The 26,222-nt window shown below is 56.8% G+C and carries 23 protein-coding genes; 9 read left to right on the plus strand and 14 right to left on the minus strand.

The features are described 5' to 3' along the window. Nucleotides 1–929: 929 nt before the first annotated feature. The 6 genes from DW724_RS05445 to DW724_RS05470 all read right to left on the minus strand — a co-directional run bounded on the left by DW724_RS05445 (nucleotide 930) and on the right by DW724_RS05470 (nucleotide 4,587). A complete protein-coding gene (locus tag DW724_RS05445) occupies nucleotides 930–1,472 on the minus strand; it encodes a nitroreductase family protein (protein WP_118760901.1) in 543 nt (180 codons plus the stop codon). A 65-nt stretch (nucleotides 1,473–1,537) separates the two neighbouring features. Further along, nucleotides 1,538–1,939, minus strand: a complete 402-nt coding sequence (locus DW724_RS05450; protein ID WP_118360230.1) for a secondary thiamine-phosphate synthase enzyme YjbQ — start codon at nucleotides 1,937–1,939, stop codon at nucleotides 1,538–1,540. Between the two features lie 2 nt (nucleotides 1,940–1,941). Then, nucleotides 1,942–2,511 carry a hydrolase gene (locus DW724_RS05455; protein ID WP_118760902.1) on the minus strand — a complete coding sequence of 190 codons (570 nt, stop codon included), beginning with the start codon at nucleotides 2,509–2,511 and terminating at the stop codon, nucleotides 1,942–1,944. After that, a complete protein-coding gene (locus tag DW724_RS05460) occupies nucleotides 2,501–3,835 on the minus strand; it encodes a CCA tRNA nucleotidyltransferase (RefSeq protein WP_118760903.1) in 1,335 nt (444 codons plus the stop codon). Before DW724_RS05460 ends, DW724_RS05455 begins: the two co-directional genes overlap by 11 nt. Then, nucleotides 3,835–4,041: a DUF896 domain-containing protein gene (locus DW724_RS05465; RefSeq protein ID WP_116704796.1), complete on the minus strand. Its 207-nt coding sequence runs from the start codon at nucleotides 4,039–4,041 to the stop codon at nucleotides 3,835–3,837. Before DW724_RS05465 ends, DW724_RS05460 begins: the two co-directional genes overlap by 1 nt. A gap of 45 nt (nucleotides 4,042–4,086) precedes the next feature. Beyond that, entirely contained in the window at nucleotides 4,087–4,587 is a 501-nt protein-coding gene (locus DW724_RS05470; RefSeq protein ID WP_118760904.1) for a hypothetical protein, read from the minus strand. Between the two features lie 142 nt (nucleotides 4,588–4,729). Between DW724_RS05470 and DW724_RS05475 the strand changes: the two genes are divergently transcribed. The 3 genes from DW724_RS05475 (at nucleotide 4,730) to DW724_RS05485 (ending at nucleotide 7,269) form a co-directional block, all read left to right on the plus strand. Beyond that, a complete protein-coding gene (locus DW724_RS05475) occupies nucleotides 4,730–5,998 on the plus strand; it encodes an O-acetylhomoserine aminocarboxypropyltransferase/cysteine synthase family protein (protein ID WP_118760905.1) in 1,269 nt (422 codons plus the stop codon). 194 nt (nucleotides 5,999–6,192) lie between these two features. Continuing rightward, complete coding sequence (locus DW724_RS05480) at nucleotides 6,193–6,648, plus strand: GNAT family N-acetyltransferase (RefSeq protein WP_118647224.1); 456 nt, start codon at nucleotides 6,193–6,195, stop codon at nucleotides 6,646–6,648. Between the two features lie 105 nt (nucleotides 6,649–6,753). Next, on the plus strand, nucleotides 6,754–7,269 hold the full coding sequence (locus DW724_RS05485; RefSeq protein ID WP_110437311.1) for an HD domain-containing protein: 516 nt from the start codon (nucleotides 6,754–6,756) through the stop codon (nucleotides 7,267–7,269). A gap of 44 nt (nucleotides 7,270–7,313) precedes the next feature. Here DW724_RS05485 and DW724_RS05490 read toward each other — a convergent pair whose 3' ends face one another. Beyond that, nucleotides 7,314–8,309, minus strand: a complete 996-nt coding sequence (locus DW724_RS05490) for a DUF4367 domain-containing protein (protein WP_118760906.1) — start codon at nucleotides 8,307–8,309, stop codon at nucleotides 7,314–7,316. After that, nucleotides 8,296–8,790, minus strand: a complete 495-nt coding sequence (locus DW724_RS05495; protein ID WP_158580222.1) for an RNA polymerase sigma factor — start codon at nucleotides 8,788–8,790, stop codon at nucleotides 8,296–8,298. Before DW724_RS05495 ends, DW724_RS05490 begins: the two co-directional genes overlap by 14 nt. Before the next feature lie 227 nt (nucleotides 8,791–9,017). Here DW724_RS05495 and DW724_RS05500 point away from each other — a divergent pair, with 227 nt between their 5' ends. Further along, nucleotides 9,018–10,115 carry a stalk domain-containing protein gene (locus tag DW724_RS05500; RefSeq protein ID WP_158580223.1) on the plus strand — a complete coding sequence of 366 codons (1,098 nt, stop codon included), beginning with the start codon at nucleotides 9,018–9,020 and terminating at the stop codon, nucleotides 10,113–10,115. 47 nt (nucleotides 10,116–10,162) lie between these two features. Here the strand turns inward: DW724_RS05500 and DW724_RS05505 are convergent, their stop codons facing one another. Further along, nucleotides 10,163–10,741: a hypothetical protein gene (locus DW724_RS05505; RefSeq protein WP_118760909.1), complete on the minus strand. Its 579-nt coding sequence runs from the start codon at nucleotides 10,739–10,741 to the stop codon at nucleotides 10,163–10,165. 234 nt (nucleotides 10,742–10,975) lie between these two features. On the opposite strand from DW724_RS05505, the gene rlmB reads away from it, so the two are divergent. From rlmB to DW724_RS15420, 3 genes are all read left to right on the plus strand, one after another. Next, on the plus strand, nucleotides 10,976–11,749 hold the full coding sequence (rlmB, locus tag DW724_RS05510) for a 23S rRNA (guanosine(2251)-2'-O)-methyltransferase RlmB (RefSeq protein WP_117752336.1): 774 nt from the start codon (nucleotides 10,976–10,978) through the stop codon (nucleotides 11,747–11,749). A gap of 13 nt (nucleotides 11,750–11,762) precedes the next feature. Continuing rightward, entirely contained in the window at nucleotides 11,763–13,976 is a 2,214-nt protein-coding gene (locus DW724_RS05515; RefSeq protein WP_118760910.1) for a hypothetical protein, read from the plus strand. An 838-nt stretch (nucleotides 13,977–14,814) separates the two neighbouring features. Beyond that, nucleotides 14,815–15,039, plus strand: a complete 225-nt coding sequence (locus DW724_RS15420) for a hypothetical protein (protein WP_147358641.1) — start codon at nucleotides 14,815–14,817, stop codon at nucleotides 15,037–15,039. A gap of 62 nt (nucleotides 15,040–15,101) precedes the next feature. Here DW724_RS15420 and DW724_RS05520 read toward each other — a convergent pair whose 3' ends face one another. Next, complete coding sequence (locus tag DW724_RS05520; RefSeq protein WP_158580224.1) at nucleotides 15,102–15,983, minus strand: helix-turn-helix transcriptional regulator; 882 nt, start codon at nucleotides 15,981–15,983, stop codon at nucleotides 15,102–15,104. A 369-nt stretch (nucleotides 15,984–16,352) separates the two neighbouring features. Here DW724_RS05520 and DW724_RS05525 point away from each other — a divergent pair, with 369 nt between their 5' ends. After that, a complete protein-coding gene (locus tag DW724_RS05525; protein WP_117555212.1) occupies nucleotides 16,353–17,159 on the plus strand; it encodes a 5-deoxy-glucuronate isomerase in 807 nt (268 codons plus the stop codon). A 339-nt stretch (nucleotides 17,160–17,498) separates the two neighbouring features. Beyond that, a complete protein-coding gene (iolD, locus tag DW724_RS05530) occupies nucleotides 17,499–19,460 on the plus strand; it encodes a 3D-(3,5/4)-trihydroxycyclohexane-1,2-dione acylhydrolase (decyclizing) (RefSeq protein WP_118761005.1) in 1,962 nt (653 codons plus the stop codon). 186 nt (nucleotides 19,461–19,646) lie between these two features. Here the strand turns inward: iolD and DW724_RS05535 are convergent, their stop codons facing one another. The 4 genes from DW724_RS05535 to aspS form a co-directional block, all read right to left on the minus strand. After that, nucleotides 19,647–20,051 carry a VOC family protein gene (locus tag DW724_RS05535; protein ID WP_118285092.1) on the minus strand — a complete coding sequence of 135 codons (405 nt, stop codon included), beginning with the start codon at nucleotides 20,049–20,051 and terminating at the stop codon, nucleotides 19,647–19,649. A gap of 119 nt (nucleotides 20,052–20,170) precedes the next feature. Next, on the minus strand, nucleotides 20,171–21,889 hold the full coding sequence (locus DW724_RS05540) for a solute:sodium symporter family transporter (protein WP_116704803.1): 1,719 nt from the start codon (nucleotides 21,887–21,889) through the stop codon (nucleotides 20,171–20,173). Between the two features lie 416 nt (nucleotides 21,890–22,305). Further along, nucleotides 22,306–24,309 carry an LTA synthase family protein gene (locus DW724_RS05545; RefSeq protein ID WP_118760913.1) on the minus strand — a complete coding sequence of 668 codons (2,004 nt, stop codon included), beginning with the start codon at nucleotides 24,307–24,309 and terminating at the stop codon, nucleotides 22,306–22,308. A 73-nt stretch (nucleotides 24,310–24,382) separates the two neighbouring features. Beyond that, nucleotides 24,383–26,194 carry an aspartate--tRNA ligase gene (gene aspS / locus DW724_RS05550; protein WP_118760914.1) on the minus strand — a complete coding sequence of 604 codons (1,812 nt, stop codon included), beginning with the start codon at nucleotides 26,192–26,194 and terminating at the stop codon, nucleotides 24,383–24,385. Nucleotides 26,195–26,222: the final 28 nt, after the last annotated feature.

Here is a 26,222-nt window from a genome sequence, read left to right on the forward strand (position 1 = left end):
CGACATGTGACTGCTTCGAAATAGGGGAACGGCAGAGGATTTTTTCTACCGTAGGGGAGCACAGTGTGCTCCCATTTCTTTACCTATTCGCAGTGTCAGATACCGTTCTGCTACACATAAGATTAAGTCCACGCAGAGGGCGGCATGACAGTGCCGCCCAATTTTTTTGCGTGTTATACCGCCCGGCACCTGCGAAGATAAATTGTACCGAATGCTTATTCCGCAGGTGCCGTGCGTTACAACATGCCAAAGTGTTGCGCGACACTGTTATGTCGCGCCTGCGTAGAATAACTCGCCTGTGTAGCAGTATGCTATCTGTGAACTGCGAAAAGGTGGAGAGAGCCACGCAACGGTAACCCGACTGCCGTTCCTCTTTTCGAAGCGGTCGCCGGTCTCTGGTCTGCGCCAAATTAGGAAGCAAGGGAAAGGTAGGAGTTCAAAGAGGAAGGAAAACCGCAGGTTGTCCTTCCTTTTTGCCCCCGCCGCGGGCGCGGCGAATCCCCGCGCTCCGCAGAGCGCAGCTCCCTGCTGAGGTTCAGCGAAAAACTCCCCGCCCGTCAGGGACGAACCCGCCTGCGGCAGTTCGTGTACCCCGGTCAGCCGATGCAGAAAAAGAGCCGCCCGTCAGGGGCGAACCCGCCTGCGGCAGTTCGTGTGCCCCGGTCAGCCGATGCAGTAAAAGGAGCCGCCCATTAGGGCGAACCCGCCTGCGGCAGTTCGTGTGCCCCGGTCAGCCGATGCAGAAAAGGAGCCGCCCGTCAGGGGCGAACCCGCCTGCGGCAGTTCGTGTGCCCCGGTCAGCCGATGCAGAAAAGGAGCTGCCCGTCAGGGTCGAACCTGCCTGCGGCAGTTCGTATGCCCCGGTCACCTTGTGCCGAGAAAAGAAAAGCACCGCAGAATTACTTCCACGGTGCTCAAAGTATGCACTTTTACTCAAATCGCAGCAGCGTATCGACATCCTTACGCGCCGGAGCCTGCGGGTCCTGTGCCGGATGACCGAGTGCGATGAGCGCGGCCACTTCCTGACCCTCGGGGATTTCCACGACCTTGGCAACTTCGGCGGGATCGTAAATGCCCATGATGACCGTGCCGAGACCGAGCGCGTGCGCGGCAAGGCAGAAGGTCTGCGCGGCGATGCCCGCATCAAAGGACTGCCAGTGAGTGGCAAGCGGGGTGCTGAACGAGCCGTCGCGCTCGTAGCCCGAGCGACCCTTGATCATGGTCAGCACGACCAGCGCCGGTGCGCCGTGGGTGGTCTTCTGGTTGTAGGCAAAACCGAGCATGCAGTTGTCGGCCAGCTTGTCCTTCTTTTCCTTGTCGGTCACAACGATGTAGCGCGCGATCTGCGTATTCTTCCAGCTCGGCGCAAAGGCGGCAGCTTCAACGACCTGACGAACCTCGTCCTCGGTCACAGGCTGCTCGGTGAACTTGCGGATGCTTCGGCGGGTTTTGATACATTCCAGTGCTTCCATGAGAATATCTTCCTTTTTAGAGTATGTTTGACTTTATTATAGCAGAGCGGAAAAGCAAGTGCAAGTTAATTATCCGCCATTACCTTAATATAGTAGCGGCGATGGCGCGGACCGTCGAACTCGCAGAAGTACACGCCCTGCCAGATGCCGAGGAGGGGCTTGCCGTCCTCGATGAGCACGGTCTGGCTCGGGCCGACATAGCTGCACTTGAGGTGCGCGGTCGAATTGCCCTCGGCATGCCGGAACTCGCGTCGGTCGGGAAACGCCTCGCGCAGACCGAGCAGCAGGTCGTGCTGCACATCCGGGTCAGCGTTTTCGTTGATGGTGATACCGGCGGTCGTATGCGGGCAGTACACCACGGCAAGGCCGCTCTGCACGCCGCTTTCGCGGATGACTTCACGCAATCTGGCGGTGATATTGTACATGCCCTCGTGATCGGTCGAGATGGAAAATTCTCTGGTTTTCATGCTCATTCTCCTCGGTTTTCGTGCAGATAGGTCGCTTCCAGATCGGAAAGGTGCAGCTTTACGGCAAGCGGGTACTTCTCGAACGCGTGCGCGAGTGCGAAGCTGCCGCCCTTGACCGATTCGTCAAAGCCGCCCATGTGCCAGCGCACGGCGATGGCCTCCTCCGTGCGCAGCCGCATGAACCGCTCGATAAGGAACACGGATTTTTCGCCGTGACCGTACGGAAACTGGTCGTCTACTGCGTAAACCGGCACCTTTTCCCACTCGCCGCGGTCGTTTTTGCGGTTGCGGAGCTCGGTCTTGTAGAAACCGGCCTTGCACAGATCGTGCAGGAGCGAAACGATGGTGTAGCTTTCCAGATCGTCGGTTTCGGGATTGAAATGCTTGGAGATCAGCACGTTGTACACGTTGAGCGAGTGGTCGAGCAGACCGCCCTCATACGCAGCATGGAACCGCGTGGACGCGGGAGCCGTGAAGAAATCCGTGCCCTCAAGCCACGCAAGCAGCTTTTCCGCGCCCGGACGATGGATGTTTTTGTTGTAGGTTTCGATGAAAATCTCTTTATTTGACATGTTGTTCCTCCATTCGGATGCGGGCAAGCCGCAAAAGCGTATCCCGCCGATTGTCGGTCCGGCCGTCTATCACGGCGTCCAGCAGGGCGTGCAGCATTTCACCGACCGACCTGCCGCGCAGACCAAGCGCCTGTAAATCGGCTCCGTTTACGGCAAGCTGCCGCAGCGAGAAGCATTGCTCCTGCGCGAGTACGCGGTTCAGCAGCGCTTCGGTCTCAAACAGCTGCGCCACATAGTCGCGGCTGGTGCCCTGACCGACCGCATCGCCTTTTTTGATCGCCAGCAGGTCGCGGAACCGCGCCTCTCCGATGCGCGACAGGCTGCGCCGCACCAGCTTTTCGTTGTCGCCGAGCGGTGTGTCGTGCCGCTCGACCAGCAGGAGAATGCGCTCGCTGTCCTCGGTCGAAAACCGCAGACGCGCAACAACGCGCTCCGCAATCTCTCGGCTGACCTTGGGATGTCCCCGGAAATGCCCGATGCCTTGCTCGTCCACGGTCTTGCAGGCGGGTTTGCCGCTGTCGTGCAGCAGCATCGCCCACCGGAGCACCGGCTCGGCCGGCACCTGACCGACCGCGCGCACGGTGTGCTCCCACACATCGTACAGGTGGTGCGGATTCTGCTGCTGACAGCCCTGCATCGGCGCAAGCTCGGGCAGGGCAGAGGTGATAAGGTCAGCATAAGCCATCAGCGTGCGCTGCACATAGCGGCCGCACAGCAGACCGGTCAGTTCCTCGCGGATGCGCTCGGCGGCAATGCAGTCCAGGCGATGTACCTGCCGCCGCATAGCAGCGGCGGTTTCCGGCTCGATGGCAAAACCCAGCTTGGATGCGAAGCGCAGTCCGCGCAGGATGCGCAGCGCGTCCTCCTGAAATCGGGTGTCTGCATCACCGACAGCACGCAGAACGCCGTTTTTGAGGTCGGTTTGCCCGCCAAACGGGTCGCACAGACCGCGTTCCGGGTGCCACGCCATCGCACCGACCGTAAAATCCCGGCGTGCCAGATCCTCACGGATGTCGGTGACAAAGCGCACGCCGTCCGGATGCCGTCCGTCCGAGTAGCCGCCCTCCGTGCGGTAGGTGGTAATCTCGAGCGGGCCGCCGTCCGTGAGCACGGTCAGCGTGCCGTGCCTGAGTCCGGTCGTGAGCACACGCGCGTCCGCGAACACAGCCTGCATCTGAGCCGGAGACGCGGACGTACACAAGTCCCAGTCGTGCGGCGGGACACCGCGCAGGCTGTCGCGCACGCAGCCGCCGACCGCCCACGCCTCAAATCCGGCACGCTCTAATCGCCGGATGGCGTGTGCCGCGTGTTCGGGCAGCCGCATCACTTTTTGTCCTGCTTCAGCTTGTACGAGCTGCCGTCCGGATTGATAACCACCGTGTTGTCCAGCTGTGCCTTCAGGCTCTTGCGGAAATCGGCAACGTACTCTGCGCGGAGCTCCTGCTGCTCCTTCTTTTCCGCGTCGGTCAGTCCTTCGGTCTTGGCCTTTTTGGCAAGCGCGTTGATGCGTGCAATTTTTTCGTCTGTCATATTGCAAAATCTCCTTGATTATCCTTATGCTATCTTTATATTATATCAAATTTCTATCCGTAATGAAAGCCTTTTGCGGACGCTGAGCAGCCGTTTCCGGTTATACCGCTGAATCCATGCGAACGGCAGGTTCGCCAGCTGAATCGCAAGCGCAATGACCGCATACCGGATGAGCCACGCCGTCCGGTCGGCGCTCAGCAGACAGAACGTAAGCGATACCCAGCCGAGCACGCCGATCACATAATGAATTACCTCCGCACGGCAGGTGATGAACAGAAAACGGTCGAGGTATGCCGTATCCCGCCCGGATTTGAGGTGCCGCTTGTCAAATTCGGGATTAAACTGCGGCAGCCGGTCCTTCCATTTCGGCAGACCGATCTTGCGGAAAACCCGCATTTCCCAATCGGAAACCGTGAAAAAGCGCCGGTTTGGGTCGAACCACCGTGTCTGCACGCCCTGCGGCAGAGCGCACACTGCGCTAGCCGTACCGAAATGCAGTCCGACCCAGAACGCTGTATTCAGCAGAGTAATGAGCAGATCCTTCATGTGGTTTGCCTCCCTTCGTACTGCCTCTATCATACCATGATACCGCCGTTTGTTCAACCGAACCGCCTTGACCGACAGGCTTCTGCATGCTACAATAAGTGGAGATTCTTCTACGTTAAATCATAGTAAAGAGGTAGTCTATATGAAAATCGAAACAAAATGCCTGCATGAAGGCTACAAGCCGGAAAACGGCGGTCCGGGCGTCATGCCGATCGTGCAGTCCACCACTTACCGCTTTGACTCGACCGAAAAGATCGCGTCCCTGTTCGATATGCCGACAGAGTGCATCTACTCGCGCTTTGCCAACCCGACCTGCGACGCGGTAGAGAAGAAGATCGCGTCTCTTGAGGGCGGCGTCGGCGCGATGCTGACTTCCTCGGGTCAGGCGGCATCCCTGCTGTCCATCCTCAACCTGTGCTCGGCAGGCGACAGCTTCATCGCGGCTTCCACCATCTACGGCGGCACGATCAACCTGTTCGGCGTAACGCTCAAAAAGCTCGGCATCGAGTGCATCTGGGCGGACGCAGAGGCGAGCGAGGAGGAAGTGCAGAAGCTGTTCAAGCCCAACACCAAGGCTGTGTTCGGTGAGACGCTGGCCAATCCTGCTCTGACCGTGTTCGACATTGAAAAGTGGGCGAACATCGCGCACAAGAACAACGTGCCGCTCATCGTGGACAACACGTTTGCAACGCCGGTGCTGTGCCGACCGATCGAGTGGGGCGCGGATATTGTCATCCACTCCACCACCAAGTACATGGACGGCCATGCCGTACAGGGCGGCGGCGTGATCGTGGACGGCGGCAAGTTTGACTGGGCGGCATCGGGCAAGTTCCCGGATTTCACCGAGCCGGACGAGAGCTACCACGGCGTAGTCTACACCCGCGAGTTCGGCGCGATGGCATACATCATCAAGGCGCGTATGCAGCTGATGCGTGACTTCGGCTGCTATCCGGCGGCGCACTCGGCGTTCCTGCTCAACCTCGGTCTGGAGACCCTTCCGGTGCGTATGCGTCAGTACTGCGAGAACGCGCTGACCGTTGCCAAGTTCCTCGAGTCGAGCGACAAGATCGCATCCGTTCGCTATCCCGCACTGCCGGGCAACGAGCACTACGAGCGTGCGCAGAAGTACCTGCCGATGGGCACCTCGGGCGTTATGTCCATCGATATCAAGGGCGGACGCGCTCCGGCGATGAAGTTCATGGACAGCCTCAAGCTGGCGTGCAATGAGGTTCACGTTGCCGACATCCGCACCTGCGTGCTGCATCCGGCGTCCGAAACCCACCGTCAGCTGACCGACGAGCAGCTGGTTGCCGCAGGCATTGAGCCGGGCATGGTGCGTATTTCGGTCGGTCTGGAGAATGTTGAGGACATTATCGCTGACCTCAAGCAGGCGCTCGACACCCTCGATTAAGACGATTTCATCGTCTTAATCGAAGAGAACGTACCGAACACGTTCGGATACGTCCCATACGAACATCGGCGCGTCGCACGGCGGCACACCGATGTTCTTTCTTGTATAAAAAGTCAGGCGCATGTCCTGACTTTTTATGAATTTCTGCGAAATTCTATTAAATGCGCGCTACGCGCAAAAAGAAAGGTTAAACTATGCGTATTCGCTCTATTGAAGCCGCTGACCGCGAATTCTTTATCGACCGCTGCCATGCGTTCTACAAAACGCCTGCCTGCGACCATGAAATCCCGCAGCAGAACGCCGAACGCACGTTTGAGCTGCTCCTGCACGGCACGCCGTATGCGGACTGCCTGATTGCCGAGGACGAGAACGGACAGCCGTGCGCGTACTGTCTGCTGGCGCTCACCTGGTCGAACGAGGCAGGTGGCTTGTGCGTCTGGCTGGAGGAGATCATGGTGGATGACGAGCAGCGCGGCAAGGGCATCGGCAGCAGGATTATTGCCGCGGTGCACGAAAAGTACAACACAGCCGCGCGTTATCGTCTGGAGGTAACAGAAAGCAACGTGCGGGCAAGTGCCCTCTATCACATGCTCGGCTTTGAGGATTTGGAGTACAGGCAGATGATACTGGACACGCCGCCGCTCGGCTAAGCAGATCGTTGGTATTTTTGTCACAAACTTGTTACAAATTACCTCTTGATTTTGTGCACTAAGCGCACTATAATAAAGACATCAAAAGGAAGGAAGGTGGATCCGATGGACAGTGAAATTCAGCAGTACGCGGGAGATATCCTTGCACATCCGCGTTTTCAGCAGCTTCGCACGTTCTGTCACCACGGACTGGACAACTCTGTGTATGACCATTCCGTTGCGGTAGCGGAAGCAGCCTGTCAGATCGCCCGCCTGATGCGTCTGTCGGAGAGCGAAACGACTTCGGTTGTCCGTGCCGCGCTGCTGCATGACTTTTTCGGCTATGACTGGCACGGCGAGCGCTTCCGCCGTTATCTGAGCCATTTTTCCGGCGTGCACCGCATTGCCCACATGCACGGGTTCATTCACGGCCACATCGCAGCCGACCGCGCCAAGCATACCTTCGGTCTGTCCGAGCGGGAGTGCGAAGCCATCGCACGGCACATGTTTCCGCTGGCGGCCATGCCGCGCACAAGAATTGCGTGGATCGTCACCGTGGCGGATAAAGCCGTGGCGTCCAAGGAAATGACCGCCGCTGTCGGCGGTTACGTCTCGCACGCGTACCATAAAATTTTCGCATAAAAAGCACCCGATCTCCATTGTGTCTGTTGGAGATCGGGTTTTTGTTATTCGTAGATGGAGTCGATGATGGATTTCATTTCGTCAACAGATATGGGAGCAGATATAAGCACCTCATAATCGTCCATCATCGCAGCAGCATTCAACCGCTGTAAGTTGTGCATAATATACCATGTTGTATTTTCTTTGGTATATTCAATGACAGGTCGATCATCTTTTTCAATCGTATCACCGGTTGTGTCGGTGATTTTTAAGATTTGAATAAACATTTTAGAATCACCATTGTCATAATCCGCACGCACATCATAAGTACCGAGCATGTGGTCATTTGTAACCTGGATACGAGTTTGTTTATATCCATCGGGAAGCCGAGATGGTGCCATTGGATAGTTTATCTGCAATGCCGTTAAAGTCTCTTTTAATGATACATTTTCGACTTCAAACCATTCTATTGTATGTGAACCATCCCAAGAAGAAGTACCTTTTTGCAATCCTATATCAGATGAATCGGTATCGGGTAAATCTGCATATTCCGGAAGTGCTTCACCTTGTTCGATTGGCGTTTGTGTTTCCGCTGAATCTTCTGCGGCAGAAGTATCATTTTCGGGCAACGCAGTATAGGTGGTATGGTCATAGTCGGGCATGTCTGTACGGTCATCATGTGAACCATCTGGATAATAAATGATTTTTCCATCTTCTGACGTAGCAAAATCATCATGGTAAAAGCCGAATGTTTCCGCACCCCACATCGCCGCATAGTCGAACGGATTGTGTCCGGTAGCCAGTGCAAATACGGTTCCTGCGGCGAAAACAGCCGCCGCGACAACAAAAACGCGGTAGCACAGCCGCCGTCCGCGGTGTGGCTTGACGAAAAATTCCTTATGGTCGGCCTTGAACTTTTTGAGCGACGCTTCTGTGTCGATTTCCGGCGCGTCCGTCTGCGTCTGCAAATACTGCTCGAGCGCAGGCAGAGCCGCATCACCGTTTTCGCAAACGTCGTCCATCAGCCGGAACAGCTCGTCAATCTGTTTAGAATCCTGCATTGTCATCACTCCTTTCCATAAGTTCGGCGCAGTGCCGCCGTGCGCGGCTGTACTGGCTGCGGCAGGCGGTCTCGGAAATGCCGAGTATTTCCGAAATGGTGGAATAGTCCATGTCCTCAGCGAGCCGCAGGGTCAGAATGCGCTGTTCGGACGCGGATAAGCCCTTTGGCAGCATGCCGGAAAACGGTATCAGCTCGGGTTCGGCTGCACGCAGAATGCTTTCCTCAAGCGGCGCGGCCGCGTGTCTGCACTGCGCGCGGTATTCGCTGATGGCGTTGTTTTTCAGCACACGGAACAGCCATTTGACCGGCTGCTCGTGCTCCATCACGCTGTTTATCCTTGCCAGCAGGATGAAAAAGGTGTCGGCCACAATGTCCTCGGCAATATCGCGGCTGCCGACAATGGGCAGAACGGTCTGCACCATCATCGAGTAATATTTTGTATATAATTCCTCGAAAAAGAGGATTTGCTCCTGTGTCAATTTGGTTCCCCCTCGGGTTGGAAATGATACCATTCAATTATACAACGCCTGAGCGGGATTTTCTGTGGCAAATTTTTTGAAAAAAATCCTTAGCGGTTTGTTGTCACAAAACGGCGCTCCCGGTCGTTATAATGGTATCAGGAAAATGGATTGACAGAATATGATTTTTGTTGTATGTTATAGGTATGGATAGAAAAAACTGTATTTTATTATGTGGAGGGGCAATTATGACTAAGTTCAAGAAAATCGTAAGCGGCACACTCGCGGGCTGCCTGATGGCGTCCGCGCTGATGATGAGCGCAGGCGCAGCCAATGTGCAGACCACCGTGATTTCCAAAGCCGGGGTGCAGGCGGCAGCGCAGACTGCGGCACAGGTTCGCACCGCCGTAAAAATCAATCCGCAGAGCGCGGACATCTATGTAGAGGGCATTCCGGCCACCTTCCCGAGCGAGGACGGCAAGACGGTTTACACGGCGCTGAGCTACAACGGCTCAACCTACATGCCGCTGCGCACGGTTGGCCGCTGGATGGGCAAAAATATCTCGTGGGACAGTGCATCGCGCACGGTATTCCTGTCGGGTACTACGGAAAAGTCCTATCCGTGTGCGGATGATGACGCGTACCACAAGGAAGGCGTAAAATATGTCGGTGCGACCGGCACGGCTACGCTCGATAAGGGCGTGAAGGTGCTCGTGGATGGCAAACAGCAGACCTTCAAGAACCAGAAGGGCGAGACGATTTATCCGCTGTTTTATCGAAACTCCATCTATCTGCCGCTGCGCAACATCGGTGAGCTGACCGGCATGGACGTAACGTGGTACAGCGCCAAGGCGGAGAACGACGTGAATGCCATCTTCCTGCGGATGCCGCTTTCGGACAGCAAGCGCGCCGAAATGGAAACCTACGCGACGAACCTCATGAAGCAGCTGCTCGATATGCGAACGGATACGCAAAAGTTCAAGAATTGCGATTCTGAGGTGAAAAACGGCAGCTATACCGACTATGTGATTACTGATAAGGCCGTTGCTATGGCGGCTCTGGATTCCATCAAGCGCAAGGCGCAGACCATCCGCAGCGGCATGACCGAGCAGGCCAACCCGATTCGCTACTACAACAGCAGCCTGATGAACGAACTGGATTTCCTCATCAATAATGCGGATACCGTAATGGATCGTGTAAAGAACGGTCGGGTCGTGGTCGGCAGCAGTAATCCGGATACGAGCGTAGTCGATCAGACCGCCGTTATGTTCGGCGCGGATGATACCATGCTCGACTGCGAACGTATGGTTCGCATGCTGCGGCAGAATATGGATAGACTGTTTTAACAGACAAACAAAAGAAGCTGAGACAAAATCTCAGCTTCTTTTTCATGTTATCCGCCGCAGACCGAGCAGGCCGTGTAACCCTGCCGCTTGGCCTCGGAAAGCGACATTGGAATCTGGCTTTTCTTCAAATACCGGCAGCCGGCGCTGTGATATTTAGAGCCGGTGTTCGTGACGTAAACCGTTTCGCTTTGGTCGTCCGAGCTGCTGTAAGCCGCCGGGACGGACGCAGAACTGCCGCCGCTCGACGAACTGCCCGAACTCGAGCCGGACGAGGAACCGCTCGATGCACCTGCTTTGAGCGTATCCACCTGTTTCTGTAAATCCGTCTTCTGGCTCGTGAGCGTGTCCACCTGACTTTGCAGGCCGTTCTTCTCCTCGGTGAGTGAAGCCACCTGCGCTTTCAAACCGTCAATGGCCGGCTGGGATTCGTCCACCTGCGCCTGCAGGTCGGAGACCGAGCCTTCCAGATGGCTTACCTGCGACTGCAGGGAAGCGGTCTCGTTCATCTGCTCCGCCAGATGATGATAATAGGTGTACGATGCACCGCCTAAAATGCAGTTCAGCAGCAGAGAAGCCGCGATTACAAGTGTTTTCAGCGTGTTTTTGTCAAATTTTTTGCCATCCATGGATGTCCTCGCTCCTTTCAGTCCGGTTTCATTGTATCGCCTAAAATCTGGCTGTGTAAATGCGACAGAGCGAATTGTCGATATCTGTCGAACTTATGGCAGCACTTTTGCGGCGATGTTTGTATAATTTTCGTGTCTAACATTGAAAAACAGTCGGGAAGTGTGTATAATGAAACTAACTGAAAGTATCTGAGGATATGCAAAGTTATTTCTCATTTTGGAGCGTAAAAATTTATGGCATATGAAAAAAACAGACGCCGTCCTCCGGTCGAGGATGACGGCACACTGATCGAGGGACGCAACGCCGTCCTCGAAACGCTGCGCGCAGGCCGTGCAGTGGATAAGGTGTTTGTGGCCGAAGGCGCACACATCGGTGATGTGGCGGCAGAAGCGCGCAAGCATCGCGTTCCGGTCGTCACCTGCGACCGGCGCAAGCTGGACGGCATGAGCCCGACCGGCAACCATCAGGGCGTTATCGCACAGGCGGCGGCACAGGAGTACGTTTCGCTCGACGATATTTTCCGCGTCGCCGAGGAGCGCAGTGAGGTGCCGCTCATCGTTGTCTGCGACGGCATCGAGGACCCGCATAATCTGGGTGCCATCATCCGTTCGGCAGAGACCGCAGGCGCACACGGCGTTATCATCCCGAAGCGCAGAGCTGTCGGTCTGACCGCGGCTGTCGCTCGTTCGGCGGCGGGTGCACTCGCATATGTCGGCGTACACAAGGCAAACAACCTTGCGTCCACGCTCGATGAACTCAAGGAACGCGGTGTATGGCTGTTCGGTGCAGAGGCTGACGGTACAGTCGGCCTGTATGACGCACCGTTTGACCGCCCAACCGCCATCATCATCGGCTCGGAAGGACAGGGCCTCAGCCGCCTGACCCGCGATAAGTGCGACTACATCGTCAGCATCCCGATGAGAGGCCGTGTTAACTCGCTGAACGCATCCAACGCGGCGGCTGTGCTGCTGTTTGAGGCGCTTCGCCGACGCACGCAGGGCAATTAAGGGGGAAGTGAACATGGATAGAAAAGACGATATGGATCTGGAATCGCTGAAAAATATGCTCAGCGATGTACCGGATACCGATGAATTTGATTTGGATTCCATCATCGCCGAGGTGTCCGGTCAGGCGCCCGCAAAGGCGGCAGAGCCAATGCCTAAGGCAGCGGCAGAGCCGGAAAAGCCGGTCGAGCCGCAGCCTGCACCGGCGGCAGAGACCAAGGCAGAGGAGCCGCAGACGGCTCCCAGGAATAAGAAGGATAAAACGGCAAAGAAGGCCGCAGAGACCGCAGCCGCCGCCGAACACGAGTCTGTTGAAGAAGCGCGCGAAGCGCGCATCGCGGCGCGCGAGCAGAAAATGGCAGAGCGCGAGCGCAGGACCGTGCAGAAGATCGCCGAGCGGCAGGCACGCCGCGAGGCCAAGCTGGCAGAAAAGGAAGCCGCCGAGCAGGCTGCCGAGCAGCAGGAGATCGTGGAAGAAGCCGCCGCCGAGGAAGCAAGCCGCAAGGCGAGCATCTCGCGCAAGCAGGCAAGAGCGGCACGCATTGCCGCCGATCAGGCCGAGGAAGAGGAAGAGATCAAGCTGGTCGATCCCGAGACGGCTATGCACGCGGCACGCCGCCGTTCGGGCATTCTGTCGTTCCGGTCGGTGCTGGTGCTGATCCTTGCCGCAGCTGCCGCGTATCTCAGCTTTGCACCGAGTTTTGAGGCACTGCCGCTTCCGGTCGTGCTCGATATTCTGCAGAACCCGACCATCGGCATCGGCGCACTGGCTGCCCTGCAGATTCTGGCGCTGCTGATCGGTATTGACGTGTTCGGCAACGGTTTTTCCTCGCTGCTGCACGGCCGTCCGGCACGCGGCACGCTCGTGTCGTTCGCGGCGCTGGCATCGCTGCTGCACTGTGCCTCTCTGCTGGTATTTCCGGATCAGGGCGGCGTCGCCGTACCGTACACGGCGGTTTCCATCCTTCTGCTTTACGCCGAAATGCGTGAGGCACGCGGCCGCAGTCTGGCGCAGGCGCGTTCCTATCGTGCCGTCTGCGAGGCAGAGCAGCCGCTGGCGGTTTACAGCCATTACGACAGCGAGATTGACGCGTGCAATGCCGTCAAGTGCCCGCTGTACGACGCAAGCTCGTTCCTGACCGAGATCGAGCGCCCGGACACGGTTGACCGCTTCTCGCTCATCTATACGCCGATTGCACTGGCGCTCGCAATCATCCTGTCGCTGGTCGCTTCGTTTAACTGCGGCGAGCCGGTGCGCTTCTTCTGGGCGTTCTCGGCAATCCTGTCGGTGTCCGCTCCGATCGGTCTGCTGTGCGCGTTCGGTGCAAGCTACAAGAATACCGCAAGCCGCCTGCTGCGCTCGGGTGCAGCCATTGCGGGTGCGCGTCAGGCCAACCTGCTGCGCGGCACGGAGAAGGTCATGCTGCTCGAGAACGATCTGTTCCCGACCGGCTCGATCGAGCTTGAGGCCATCGACAATCTGGGTCGTATCACGGACGAGCAGATTCTCGGCTGTGCAGCCGCGCTGACCGAATCCGCCGGTCTGGAGCTGGGCCGCGTGCTGACCGATACCACGAAGGAGCGCTTCGGCATCACCTTCACCGCGCGTGACGTGCGTCTGGTCGAGGGCGGTGTAACCGGCGCTGTCGGCACCAGCCGTATCGTGCTCGGCACGGCAGCGCTCATGGTCAAGATGGGCGTTCCGATCGAATCCGGCCATAAGGGTCAGATCAATATGTATCTGGTTGTGGATAACGCGCTCGCAGGCGTGCTGACCATGCGTTACCAGACTACCAAGAATACCTATAAGGCGATGCGCCTCATGCGCCGCATGCACATGAATGCGGTCCTCGCTGTTCGTGATTTCAATATCTCCCCGGCGATGATTGAGGAGGAGTTTGACCTTCGACGCGGCTTTGCCGACCAGCCGGACCCGGCAGGCGTGGATCGTCTGCTGAATCCGAATTACGCCAAGGGCGATGCACCGGCGGCTATCCTCACTCGCGAGGGTGCCGGTCCGTTCATGCAGGTGCTCCGCGGCGCGGATAAGCTGGCGGGCGCCGTCCGCTCGGCGCTGACGCTCGGCACGTTCGCCGGCCTGCTCGGTATGCTGATCGTGTTCTACCTGCTGTACCAGAACGCCGCAGATGCGCTTCCGGTGATGAATATCCTGCTGTATCAGCTTATTTGGTACATTCCGGTGTTTATTATCACCCAGCAGACGAGATAAGACATAGAAAAACCTCCGTATGGTTCATACGGAGGTTTTTACATCTGTTGGCAGTAATTAGGCGGGGGACACGAACTGCGTCAGCGGGTTCGCCCTGTCCGTGCGTCACCTTTTTCTCTGCACCGGCTGAGCGGGGGGCACGAACTGCCGCAGGCGGGTTCGCCCTTTCCGGGCGGCTCCTTTTCTGCATCGGCTGAGCGGGGCACACGAACTGCGTCAGCAGGTTCGCTCCTAACGGGCGGGGAGTTTTTCGCTGAACCTCAGCGAGGGGATTAGCCGCGCCCCGCGGCGGGGCAAGAGGGTAGACACCAAGGTTTCTACCCTCTTAACTCCCACTTCCTTTTATTTCTTAGCCTGGCGCAGATTGCCGACATGTGACCGCTGCGAAAATAGGGGAACGGCAGAGGATTTTTTCTACCGTAGAGGAGCACAGTGTGCTCCCATGTCGAGACATATTCGCAGTGTCGGATACATTACTGCTACACAGACCGGAAAGTCTTCGCAAGCGCGGCATAGCAGTGCCGCGCAATTCGTTAGCGCGTTATGATAGACAGCACCTACGAGGATAAATTGTACCGAACGCTTAATCCGTAGGTGCTGTCCGCAAACTCCAGACTTACGACTTGCGCGGCACTGCTATGCCGCGCCTGCGCAGATTTAACCGTATGTGTAGCAGAACACTATCTGACCCTGCGAATAGGTTAAGAAAAACACGGAAGAAAAAATCCTCTGCCGTACCCCTTTTCGCAGCGGTCACATGTAGGCAATCTGCGCCAGACCCTCCAAGGGAAAGGTAGGAGTTCAAAGAGGAAGGAAAACCGCAGGTTGTCCTTCCTTTTTGCCCCTGCCGCGGGGCGCGGCACGTTCCCGCCGTCCGCAGACGGCGAATCCCCACGCTGAGGTTCAGCGGAAAACTCTCCGCCCGTTAGGGGCGAACACGCTGCGGCAGTTCGAGCACCCCGATCAGCCGGTGCAGAAAAGGAGCCGCCCTGTTAGGGCGAACACGCTGACGCAGTTCGAGCACCCCGGTCAGCCGGTGCAGAGAAAGGAGCCGCCCCGTTAGGGCGAACCTGCTGACGCAGTTCGCGTGCCCCGGTCAGCCGGTGCAGAAAACAAGTCTCGTGTTCAGGTTAAACTGTTTTTCCGATAATGCGACGGCGAAACGCCATACACAAGCCGAAACCGCTTGATAAAGTAGCTGAAATTATCAAATCCGACGCGAAACCCGACCTCCATGACCGGCAGATCGGTCTCACGGAGCAGACGCGCCGCCTGCTCGATTCGCAGGGAATTGATATGCTGGGTGAATGTTCTTCCGAAATTATCCCGGAAAAAGGTGCTGAAATACTGCGGCGACAATCCAAACTCCGCTGCAACCGCCGGCAGCGAGAGCGGTTCGGTGAAATGCTCACCGAGGTAGCCGACGATCTCCTTAAGCTGCTGCGCCTTATAGTCCGCGCCCGGGCGCATTTGATGTCCGACAAGTCTGCCGTACTGTGCGCACACCGCCACGATGCCGAGCAGCGCGGCCTTCACGGCAAGCTGACAGCCGGGCGCCTGCACCTGCCACGCGCGCACGATCTGTGCGAGCAGCGCACGGATTTCGTTCTGCCCGGGTTCACCGGCGCGAATGCAGGTGCCGAATCGCAGCCGTCCCTCGGCGAGCGGCGACAGCAGCGCGAATTCGCTCTGGTCGGCGCGCGAAAACTGCAGGAAATCCGCCGCAAACACGAACGAGCGGAACTGATTTTCCCGTCCGGCGGCACGAATTTCGTGCAATTCCTCACCGGCGGCGAAGAACACATCGCCGTGCGCGCCCTCGTAGGTGTGGTCGGCGATGGTGAGCGAAACGTGGCCCGCGTCCACCGTGATGATTTCCAGCTCCGGGTGCCAGTGATAGGGGATGAAATCGCTGTCATCGGCCTCACTGCCGTCCAACGCGGGGTAGATCTGGAACGGGAACGCCAGTGTGCCGTGCTCTTTTTTCTCTCGGCGGGCTGCATCCATGGCGAAAATCCTTTCTGATGCACACGCTGCGTGCATACCTTAAAATCGTGTTATTACTGCTGAAGAAATTGCAAGCAATCCTTTGAATATCTGCTATAATTATAGTTGAAAAAGGAAGGGAAGGCAAGAGTGCGACACAAACCAATCGTATTTTTGTTGTATCATTTGCGAGAAAATCCACTCGGTTTTTTGTGCTGAATGCCAAAGCCTTTCCGCACCGCGCCGAATCCGTTCAATGAGTGGTTGAAACTGGCTGTTATGGCGTGGTATAATGATAACAGATAGGCTGTTTTGCACAGCTGAATCTGCGTGACCGGATGCTCTGCACCGGTCACCGCACCAAAAAATTATTTTTTGGAGGGAATTCCTATGTACATGGATAAGCAGGTCAAGCGCGGATACAACGAGTACATCCGTCTTGACGAAGGCATCGGCAAGGATGCCATGATGGACGTTGCTCTCCTCGTGATGGAAGACGGCGACACCTGGAGCTGCGAGGAGCCTGAGAAGGAAGTTGCAGCACTGGTATTCGACGGCAAGTGCACCATCAAGTGGGAGAATGAGTCCTACGACGTAGACCGTCCGAATCCGTTCGATTACAACCCGTCCTGCCTGCACGTTTGCAAGGGCGTAAAGTTCGAGATCATCGCACACGGTCCGTGCAACATCTACATCCAGAAGACTTTGAACGAAAAGACCTTCCCGAGCAAGATGTACAAGCCGGAAGACACCGATACCTGGGCACGCGGCAACAAGGGCGAGCTGATGGGCTGCATCAAGCGTGATGTACGCACCTGCTTCGACCTGGACAACGCGCCGTACTCCAACATGGTACTGGGCGAGGTTGTCAACCTGCCGGGCAAGTGGTCCTCTTACCCGCCGCATCATCATCCGCAGCCGGAGTGCTACTTCTACCGCTTCGACAAGCCGATGGGCTTCGGCGCTGGCTGGGGCAACGGCGAGATCTACGAAACTCACCACAACGGTCTGGCTATCATCACCGACAAGATGCATTCTCAGGTAACTGCACCGGGCTACTCCTGCTGCTACGCTTGGGGCATCCGTCATCTGCCGGGCGACCCGTGGGACAAGACCCGCATCGACGATGAGGAGCACCTGTGGCTGCTTGAGGACGATGCAAACGATCATATCTGGCACTGCCCGAGCGGCAACTAAAGCCTGCCGGAGTATAGGGGGGACGCTGTCCCCACTATATACGAAAAAAGTTCCGTAGAAACTTTTGGCGATACCCCTCTCACCTTTGCACGGCAAAGGTGGCTGCGCCGCCACGGCGCAGGCAGGGGTATCAAAGTCCGGCGGAGCTGGACTTTGATAAGGAACTGCATCTGCCGCGTGCGCGCGGCAGGCACGAGACCTGTCTCGTGCGTTTGGGAACCTATGGTTCCCTTGCCCCTCCTTTTGGAGAGGGAGGGTGCTAAGTCAAGGCTTGTTGGAGACTGGCTTTGATTCATCATTATTTGTATTCTATTTAGGAGGATTTCCAACATGATTCATATGGAAACCGTTCGTCTGACTGCGTCTCAGGCACTCGTTCGCTTCCTCGAGAACCAGTATATCAGCTATATTGATATGGATGGCAACGAGCAGGAGCACAAGTTTGTTAAGGGCATCTTCATGCTGCCGGGCCACGGCAACGTAGTTGGCTTCGCTAACGGCGTTGAGCAGGAGCTCAAGGACATGGTTGTTTACCAGGGCAAGAACGAGCAGGGCATGGCTCTGGCTGCAGTTGGCTACGCTAAGCAGATGCGCCGCAAGTCCATCTTCGCCTGCACCTCTTCCGTAGGCCCCGGCGCGTGCAACATGGTTACCGCTGCTGCAACCGCAACCGCTAACAACATTCCGGTTCTGATCCTGCCGGGCGACATCTACGCTTCCCGTCAGCCGGACCCGGTTCTCCAGCAGATGGAGCAGCCGCAGAACCTGTCCATCTCCGCTCATGATGCTTTCCAGGCTGTTACCAAGTACTGGGGCCGCATCAACCGTCCGGAGCAGGTTATGACCGACATGATCTCCGCTATGCGTGTTCTGACCGATACCGCTAACACCGGTGCTGTTGCAATTTCTCTGCCGCAGGACGTTCAGGCTGAAGCATACGATTACCCGGTTGACTTCTTCAAGAAGCGCGTATGGCGCGTTGACCGCCGTCCGGTTACCAAGTACGCTCTGGACAAGGCTGTTGAGGTCATCAAGAACGCAAAGAAGCCGCTCCTGATCTGCGGCGGCGGCGTTCGTTACGCTGAGGCACACAAGGTATTCAAGAAGTTCGCTGAGGACTTCGGCATCGCATTCGGCGAGACCCAGGCCGGCAAGTCCGCTGTTGTTTGGGATCACGAGCTGAACCTCGGCGGTCTGGGCACCACCGGCGGCATCGCTGCAAACAAGCTGGCGCACGAGGCTGACGTTGTAATCGGCGTTGGCACCCGTTACACCGACTTCACCACCGCTTCCAAGTGGCTGTACCGCACCGACGCTAAGTTCGTCAACATCAACCCGTCTGAGTTCCAGGCTTACAAGATGGATGCTACTCCGGTCGTTGCTGACGCAAACGAGGCTCTGACTGCTATCGGCGAGGAGCTGGCTAAGATCGGCTACCACACCGACAAGGCTTACGCTGAGGAAGTTGCTGCTCTGCGCAAGGAGTGGTGGACTGAGGTTGAGCGTCTGGACAAGGTTGAGTACACCGATCCGGAGCACTTCACCCCGGAGTGCAACGACGACAACCGTGAGTGCGTTGAGAAGTACATCGAGGATACCGGCTGCAAGCTGTGCCAGACCACCGTTCTGGGCACTATCAACCATCTCATTGATGACAACGCTATCGTATGTGCAGCAGCAGGCTCTCTGCCGGGCGACATGCAGGGTCTGTGGCGTGCACGCAAGGAGAACACCTACCACATGGAGTACGGTTACTCCTGCATGGGTTACGAGGTTGCTTCTGCTCTGGGTGCTAAGATCGCTTGCCCGGACCAGGAAGTTTACGCTATGTGCGGCGACGGTTCCTTCGACATGCTGCACTCCGAGCTGATCACTTCGGTTCAGATGGGCCACAAGATCAACGTTATGCTGTTCGATAACGCTTCCTTCGGCTGCATCAACAACCTCGAGGTTTCCAACGGCAACGCTTCCATCTGCACCGAGAAGAACATGCTTGAGGAAGGCGTAACCAACGGCGTACACAAGGGCAAGGTAATCCAGGTAGATTACGCTGCAATCGGCGCTGCTTACGGCTGCAAGACCTACACCGTTAAGACTCTTGACGAGCTGAAGGCTGCAATCGAGGATTCCAAGAAGCAGACCGTTTCCACCCTGATCGACATGAAGGTTCTGCCGAAGACCATGTCCGCAGGCTACGAGGCTTGGTGGCGTGTAGGCGTAGCTGAGGTATCTCAGAAGGCTGAGGTTCAGGCTGCCCGCAAGCGCATCGAGGATCACCTGTTCGAGTCTCGCCACTATTAATAGCGCGCGATAAACTCGCTTTAGGTTTACGAAAGCTCCCAACCGTGAGGTTGGGAGCTTTTTTGCGGTTTCAAGTATGCTGAATGGAGAATGGGAAATGGCGCTATCCTGCGCTCAGCCCGTCCTGCGGTACCAGTATAGAATAAAAGAACTCCTCCCATCGCTTCAGACGGGAGGAGTTCTTTTTTACAGCATTTGCAGCAGCTCGATCTGCTCACCGGACGGACCGGTAAAGAACCAGTTCTGGAGGCCGCCGAAGGTATTCGGCAGCACCTTCTTCTCCGGTGCGGTGAAGCTGATAACGCCTGCCGCCTTGAGGTCAGCCGCGGTCTTGTCGAGGTCATCAACGTAAACGGCAAAGTGCGGGATGCTGCCCTCGCCGGACGGCACGAGCGTGCCTGCGGGCGGCTCGATCAGCTCGAGCAGGAAGCCGCCGAATTCAACGAGCGCCAGCTTCTTCAGGCCTTCCGGCGTCTCTACGCCGTCGCGCTTGAATACACTGCCGCCGATCATCTCGTAAAATGCAATGCTCTGGTCCATATCTACGGTGTAGATCGCAATATGGCCGATACCTTTATAGTGTTCCTTCATGGTGATTCCTCCTTGTGCGGGCGTTCTCGCCTTAGTATTAGCATAGCACGTTTTTGCGGATTTGCATAGGGGATAGGCATAAAAAAACGACCGTCGAAAGACGGTCGTTTTGAGTTGCATTACTGAACGGAATCGGAAACCGAAGCAGTGGTCTGATTCTCGAGGTAGTTCTGGTAGGTGGTCTTCTCGCTCTTGCCGAAGCCAAGGGGAGAGAAGATTACATAAGCCAGAACCATGATCAGCAGGGTAACGGTAGCCCAGATCTTGCCGTTCTTCCACGGGGTCAGATCTACAGCGCCTACGTCCTTCAGCTCGAAATCGGTTGCACGCGGATGCTTCTTAACGATTACCCACATCAGCAGCATGTCGAATACGAACAGGATCGCGGTGAAGTACAGGTAGTGGATGTTGTTCAGTGCCGGGATTACGTTACGCAGACCGAACTGGAGAATGAAGTACAGTACAACGTGAACCGGGATGACGATCTTAGCAGCGATAGCCGGAACCTTCTTCCAGAAGAAGCCGCACAGCAGGCAAACAAAGATCGGGGTGTTGAACGCAGCGAAAGCAGAGTTTACGAAGCTCGTGATGCCGCCCATGTACAGCATGAACGGGGACATGATGGTGGAAACAACTGCTACTACAGTACCGAAGTTCTGGCCGATCTTAACCATGCGGGCATCGGATGCGGTCGGGTTGAACAGCGGACGGTGAATGTCGAGTGCGTAGATGGTGGATGCGGAGTTCAGTACCGAGTTGAAGGAGGACAGGATCGCGCCGAACATTACAGCAGCGAAGAAGCCCAGAATCGGCTTCGGCATAACCTGTGCTACCAGCATCGGGTAAGCGGAGTCGCCGGAACCCCAGTCCATGCCCGGGTAAGCCAGTGCGCAGATAACGCCCGGAACAACGATGATCAGCGGAGTCATGATCTTGAGGAAGCCTGCAAATACGGCGCCCTTCTGTGCTTCCTTCAGGTTCTTAGCACCGAAGGTACGCTGGATGATGGACTGGTTGGTTGCCCAGTAGTACATGTTGTTGACCAGCAGACCGGTGAACAGCAGCGGCCACGGGAGCCACGGCTCCGGGGTGTTAACCTCGTTGATGGCGTTCAGGTAGGACGGATTGGTGTGCAGGAACTTGTCGAAGCCGTCCATGAAGGAGCCGTCACCGCCGAGCTGGCCGGACAGGAACATGAAGCCGAATACCGGAACCAGCAGGCCGCCGACGATCAGGCCGAGGCCGTTGATGGAGTCGGACAGTGCGATTGCCTTCAGGCCGCCGAAGATGGCGTAGATAGAACCGATGATTGCGGTTGCAACACAGACGATTGCGATTGCTGCAAAACGGGAAATACCGAACATCTCGTCAATGCCGAAGATGTTTACGAATACCTGTGCGCCTGCGTACAGGATGTTCGGCAGCATGATTACAACGTAGCTGAGCAGTACGATGATGGAAACCAGACGGCGGGTGCCTTCGTCGTAGCGCTGCTCAAAGAACTGCGGAACGGTGGTCAGACCGGTCTTCAGGTACTTCGGCATCAGGACGAATGCGAGGATTACCAGAGCGATTGCAGAGGTTACCTCCCAGCCCATGGTGGACATGCCGACGCGAACTGCCTGACCGTTGTTGCCAACGAGCTGTTCTGCGGAAAGGTTGGTCATCAGCAGAGAACCGGCAATGACCGGGCCGGTCAGGCTGCGGCCGCCGAGATAGTAGCCGTCCTGCGTGTCGAGGTTGTCACCGCGGGTTTTCCACCACGAGATGAGTGCGACGAGTGCCGTGAACGCCACGAAGGTGATCGCGGTAAACGCCATGGAGTTTACGAAGTTCATCTTTTTCTCCCCTTGTAAAAATTTCGTGTCCCGGCGGAGATCCCTCAAAATCCACCGAAACGATTTCTGAATGACGGCCTCGGTCTGCGCTTGCGTGCGCGTGCCCGCAAGATCCCAAAAAACAAGACCGTCAATCGAAGGACTGAAGATCTGTCGAATGGGCAAACCGCGTTGCCGTTTGTCCGAGAGTTATTTTAACACTATACAGAGGCTATAGCAAAACATTTTTTTTACTTTTTTTGCACTTTGGATACTTGCACATAAACAAGAAGGCGTATTTGTGCATTTCGACGTTAACTAAAAGCGGATTTACAAAGTGAACGTTAAAAAATTATCAATAACAACGAAAAAATTCGTAAAAATGTATCTTTTTTACAAGAAAAAATCCCCACATAAAGTGGGGATTCTGTACGGAATTACGGTGTATACCATTCATCGCTGCGATTTTTTGCGTCAAAAATCTGCGCATATTCCGCATGGTGATAATCGTTCAGCAGGTCGTTTTCCGGCTGTTCACTCTGCGGATACCAGGAGCCGTCCGGCAGGCGGTAGCCGTTGACGTTCATCACCGGAATCTGCTGCTGCAGGGCAAGGCGCATCTGGTCAAAGCCCGAGGTCGAGCAGCCGAGCGCGTTCAGCGCATACGCGGACAGATAGTTCGCGCTGATCTGCACGTTTGCCTGCTCCTCGATGTCGTAGTTCGCCCAGATGAAGAACGGCGTTACCATCTTTTTCTGGCGCAGCTCGGCATCTGAGAGATCGCCGCGCTGACTCTCGAGCAGGGTGTTGTAAAAGTCCTCCGGCAGATTGGGCTGGTGGTCGCCGAAGAACACGATTGCCGTCGGCTCATCCACCTTGGAGAAGTAGCTGATCAGCTCCTGTACGGCATCGTCGCTGTACCGCACGAGCGACAGGTACTGGTCAACCGTCGGGTACTTGTCCTGCTCCTCGCCGGTGAGGTAGATGCGCTTGTCGAAGTAACCGTCGCCGTCCCAGTCGTAGCCGCCGTGGTTCTGCATCGTTACGTTGAACACGAACAGCGGCGTGTTTTCCCTCTTGTTCTCGTACAGCTCGAAAATCTTCTTGTAGCTTGCGCTGTCGCTGATGTAATCACGCACACGACTGGCGTCAGCGGCAAAATCGTCCTGATAATACTGCGCTTCAAAGCCGAAGAAGCGGTAGACGTTCGTGCGGTTCCACGAGGTGGACAGATAGGGGTGAATCGCCGCCGTCTGGTAGCCGAGCGAATCCAGACCCGAGGTCAGATTGGGCATTTCGCTCTTGATGAACACCTGATACGCCGAGCAGTTGTACGGCAGGAACGCCATCGAATCGCCGGTGAGGAACTCCAGCTCGGTGTTGGCGGTGCCGCCGCCGAAGGTCGAAACGGTCAGCTGACCGCTGATGGTGTTCTCCTGACCCTGCATCAGCTTGTGTACATACGGCATGGGGTCCTCGTTGGTCTCAAGCGCACCGACCGAGCCGAGATCCGAGAAGGATTCGTTCATGATCACGATCAGATTGGGCGTTTTCGTGCCCTGTTTGCCGGTAAATTCGCTCTGTGCGTCAGAAAGCGAATCCACGCTGTAGCCCTCCGGCTGCTTGACAAACGAGCTGGTCGCGCAGCGCAGGAAGTAGAAAATCTCGCTGTACTGGCGGCTGGACTGCCAGAAAGCCAGTCCGGTGCCGACCGTCTGGATGCCGGTGTAGGCGATGAACGCCAGCACGAGCACGCACGGCAGCGAAAACAGTCTGCGGAAGTACCAGCGCTTGTGCACCTTGAAGCTGCGCTGCATCAGGCACACGCTCACGCAGAACAGCACAGCCGCCGCCGCGGCGCGGAGCACGGAAAGCTCTATCGGTGCAGAGTAGCCTTTGGACACGTTGGCTGCCGTGCCGATGGCGGCAATGTCGCTCAGCATGACAGGCGTGCCGCGGAACAGCATAACGTAGTGGTCGATCATGCCGTGGATCATCGAAATTGCCATGCCGAGGCATACGCCGACACGCACGTTGCCGCAGATCAGATACGCTGCTGCATAAACCGCCACATAGCAGATCCAGCCCTGAAAAAACGACTGCTTGAGCGTGATGACGCAGCCCTTGACCATGTATTCCACCAGGATCAGGCTGACAGCCGCCGCAGACAGGAACAGCAGCACGTCATGCACCAGCAGAACCGCCGCGTACAGCCGCGTGTGATTTTCCGCAAACGGGTGGTTGCGGCGCCACGGACGCAGCACCAACGGAACAAATGCGCCTGCGGTCAGCCAGTGCGAGATGGTCGGCTGATACATCAGCGAGCCCCTGCTCAGCAGGGGATGGAACAGCAGGAAAAACGCAACGAGCAGCAGTACGTTTGCACCGATTCGGTATGGATTTCTTCCGGTTTCGTTTTGAACCTTGCGTTCAATGCTCAAAAAAGTTGCTCCTTTCGCAGAAACGGAAAAGCCGCTGTGGTGTTTCCGCAGCGGCTTCTCAAGTCGTTAGAATTTATGCCTCAGGCGTTTCTTCTACGCGGGTAACTGCGATAGAGAGATCGTCCAACTGCTTGTCATCTACGATATCCGGGCAGTTCATCATCAGGTCGGACGCGTTCTGAACCTTCGGGAAGGCGATCACGTCGCGGATGGAATCCAGACCGGCGAGCAGCATGCACAGACGATCCAGACCGTAAGCCAGACCACCGTGCGGAGGTGCGCCGTAGGAGAATGCAGTGATCAGGTGACCGAACTGCTCCTTGGCCTTCTCCTCGGTGAAGCCGAGGACCTCGAACATCTTGGTCTGCAGCTCGGGATCGTGGATACGAATGGAGCCGCCGCCCAGCTCACAGCCGTTGAGGATAATGTCGTACGCCTTGGCACGAACCTTGGCCGGATCGGTGTCCAGCAGCGGGATATCCTCGTCCATCGGTGCGGTGAACGGATGGTGCATGGCAACGAGGCGGTTCTCCTCTTCGCTGTACTCGAACTGCGGGAACTCGGTGACCCACAGCAACTTGAAGTCGTCCTTCTTGGCAAGGCCCAGACGCTTAGCCAGCTCGCAGCGCAGCGCGCCCAGAGCCACAGCGGCGGTCTGCCAGTTTGCGTCGGCAACAACGAACAGCAGGTCGTTCTCCTTTGCACCTGCGCGCTCCTTGATGGCTGCAATCTCGTCCTCGGACAGGAACTTGGCAAACGAAGAAGTCATGCTGCCGTCTGCGGCAATCTTCATCCATGCCAGACCCTTTGCGCGGTAGGTCTTGACGAACTCGCCGAGCTTGTCGATCTCCTTGCGCGGGAACTTGTCCGCATAGCCGTTTACGTTGATGAGACGAACCGTGCCGCCGTTCTCCACGGTGTCCTTGAACACCTTGAACGAGCAGTTTGCGGCAATGTCGGAAATATCGCGGATCTCAAAGCCGAAGCGAACGTCCGGCTTGTCCGAGCCGTACTTGTCCATGGCGTCCTGCCAGGTCATGCGCGGCAGCGGCAGCTGAATGTCAACATCGAGCACTTCCTTGAACACGCGCTGGAGGAAGCCCTCGTTGACGGCGATAACGTCATCCTGCTCAACGAACGACATCTCAAGGTCGATCTGGGTGAACTCCGGCTGACGGTCGGCACGCAGGTCCTCGTCGCGGAAGCAGCGGGTGATCTGAATGTAACGGTCCATGCCGGACAGCATGAGCAGCTGCTTGTACTGCTGCGGGGACTGCGGCAGGGCGTAGAACTTGCCCGGATGTACACGGGACGGCACGAGGTAGTCGCGCGCACCCTCCGGGGTGGACTTGGTGAGCATCGGGGTTTCGATCTCGAGGAAGCCGTGCTCATCGAAGTAGTTGCGGGCAACCTGCGTTACGCGGTGGCGCAGCATCAGGTTCTTCTGCATGGACGGACGGCGCAGGTCAAGGTAGCGGTACTTCAGACGAATCTGGTCGCCGACTTCCTTGGTGTCGTCGATCTCAAACGGGGTGGTCTCCGCCTTGGACAGAATGCGAATGTCCTCGGCAATAATTTCGACCTCGCCGGTCGGCATCTTCTTGTTGATGGCGGCCGCGTCGCGGGCGACCAGCTTGCCCTTTACCGCTACAACGAACTCGGTGCGGCAGGTGAAGGCAATGTCGAACAGGTCAGCATTGACCGACTTGTCGAACGTGCACTGTACAATGCCCGCACGGTCGCGCAGCAGCAGGAACAGTACGCCGCCGTTGTCGCGCACGCGGTCAACCCAGCCGTTTACGGTAACGGTCTGACCGGCGTGCTCCAGGCGAAGATCGCCGCACATATGCGTGCGCTTCATGCCTGCAATAGATGTGTTATTCATGTTTATCAATCCTTATTACTAAGATTTC

Origin of the sequence: Butyricicoccus sp. AM27-36, from assembly GCF_003480945.1 — a bacterium.
GTDB classification, from domain to species: Bacteria; Bacillota; Clostridia; order Oscillospirales; family Butyricicoccaceae; genus Agathobaculum; species Agathobaculum butyriciproducens.

What these genes read in the sequence shown, in the direction of transcription:
- DW724_RS05445 (WP_118760901.1), bottom strand. Translation starts at nt 1,472, where the DNA reads ATGGAAGCACTGGAATGTATCAAAACCCGCCGAAGCATCCGCAAGTTC.
- DW724_RS05450 (WP_118360230.1), bottom strand. Translation starts at nt 1,939, where the DNA reads ATGAAAACCAGAGAATTTTCCATCTCGACCGATCACGAGGGCATGTAC.
- DW724_RS05455 (WP_118760902.1), bottom strand. Translation starts at nt 2,511, where the DNA reads ATGTCAAATAAAGAGATTTTCATCGAAACCTACAACAAAAACATCCAT.
- DW724_RS05460 (WP_118760903.1), bottom strand. Translation starts at nt 3,835, where the DNA reads ATGCGGCTGCCCGAACACGCGGCACACGCCATCCGGCGATTAGAGCGT.
- DW724_RS05465 (WP_116704796.1), bottom strand. Translation starts at nt 4,041, where the DNA reads ATGACAGACGAAAAAATTGCACGCATCAACGCGCTTGCCAAAAAGGCC.
- DW724_RS05470 (WP_118760904.1), bottom strand. Translation starts at nt 4,587, where the DNA reads ATGAAGGATCTGCTCATTACTCTGCTGAATACAGCGTTCTGGGTCGGA.
- DW724_RS05475 (WP_118760905.1), top strand. Translation starts at nt 4,730, where the DNA reads ATGAAAATCGAAACAAAATGCCTGCATGAAGGCTACAAGCCGGAAAAC.
- DW724_RS05480 (WP_118647224.1), top strand. Translation starts at nt 6,193, where the DNA reads ATGCGTATTCGCTCTATTGAAGCCGCTGACCGCGAATTCTTTATCGAC.
- DW724_RS05485 (WP_110437311.1), top strand. Translation starts at nt 6,754, where the DNA reads ATGGACAGTGAAATTCAGCAGTACGCGGGAGATATCCTTGCACATCCG.
- DW724_RS05490 (WP_118760906.1), bottom strand. Translation starts at nt 8,309, where the DNA reads ATGCAGGATTCTAAACAGATTGACGAGCTGTTCCGGCTGATGGACGAC.
- DW724_RS05500 (WP_158580223.1), top strand. Translation starts at nt 9,018, where the DNA reads ATGACTAAGTTCAAGAAAATCGTAAGCGGCACACTCGCGGGCTGCCTG.
- DW724_RS05505 (WP_118760909.1), bottom strand. Translation starts at nt 10,741, where the DNA reads ATGGATGGCAAAAAATTTGACAAAAACACGCTGAAAACACTTGTAATC.
- rlmB (WP_117752336.1), top strand. Translation starts at nt 10,976, where the DNA reads ATGGCATATGAAAAAAACAGACGCCGTCCTCCGGTCGAGGATGACGGC.
- DW724_RS05515 (WP_118760910.1), top strand. Translation starts at nt 11,763, where the DNA reads ATGGATAGAAAAGACGATATGGATCTGGAATCGCTGAAAAATATGCTC.
- DW724_RS05520 (WP_158580224.1), bottom strand. Translation starts at nt 15,983, where the DNA reads ATGGATGCAGCCCGCCGAGAGAAAAAAGAGCACGGCACACTGGCGTTC.
- DW724_RS05525 (WP_117555212.1), top strand. Translation starts at nt 16,353, where the DNA reads ATGTACATGGATAAGCAGGTCAAGCGCGGATACAACGAGTACATCCGT.
- iolD (WP_118761005.1), top strand. Translation starts at nt 17,499, where the DNA reads ATGGAAACCGTTCGTCTGACTGCGTCTCAGGCACTCGTTCGCTTCCTC.
- DW724_RS05535 (WP_118285092.1), bottom strand. Translation starts at nt 20,051, where the DNA reads ATGAAGGAACACTATAAAGGTATCGGCCATATTGCGATCTACACCGTA.
- DW724_RS05540 (WP_116704803.1), bottom strand. Translation starts at nt 21,889, where the DNA reads ATGAACTTCGTAAACTCCATGGCGTTTACCGCGATCACCTTCGTGGCG.
- aspS (WP_118760914.1), bottom strand. Translation starts at nt 26,194, where the DNA reads ATGAATAACACATCTATTGCAGGCATGAAGCGCACGCATATGTGCGGC.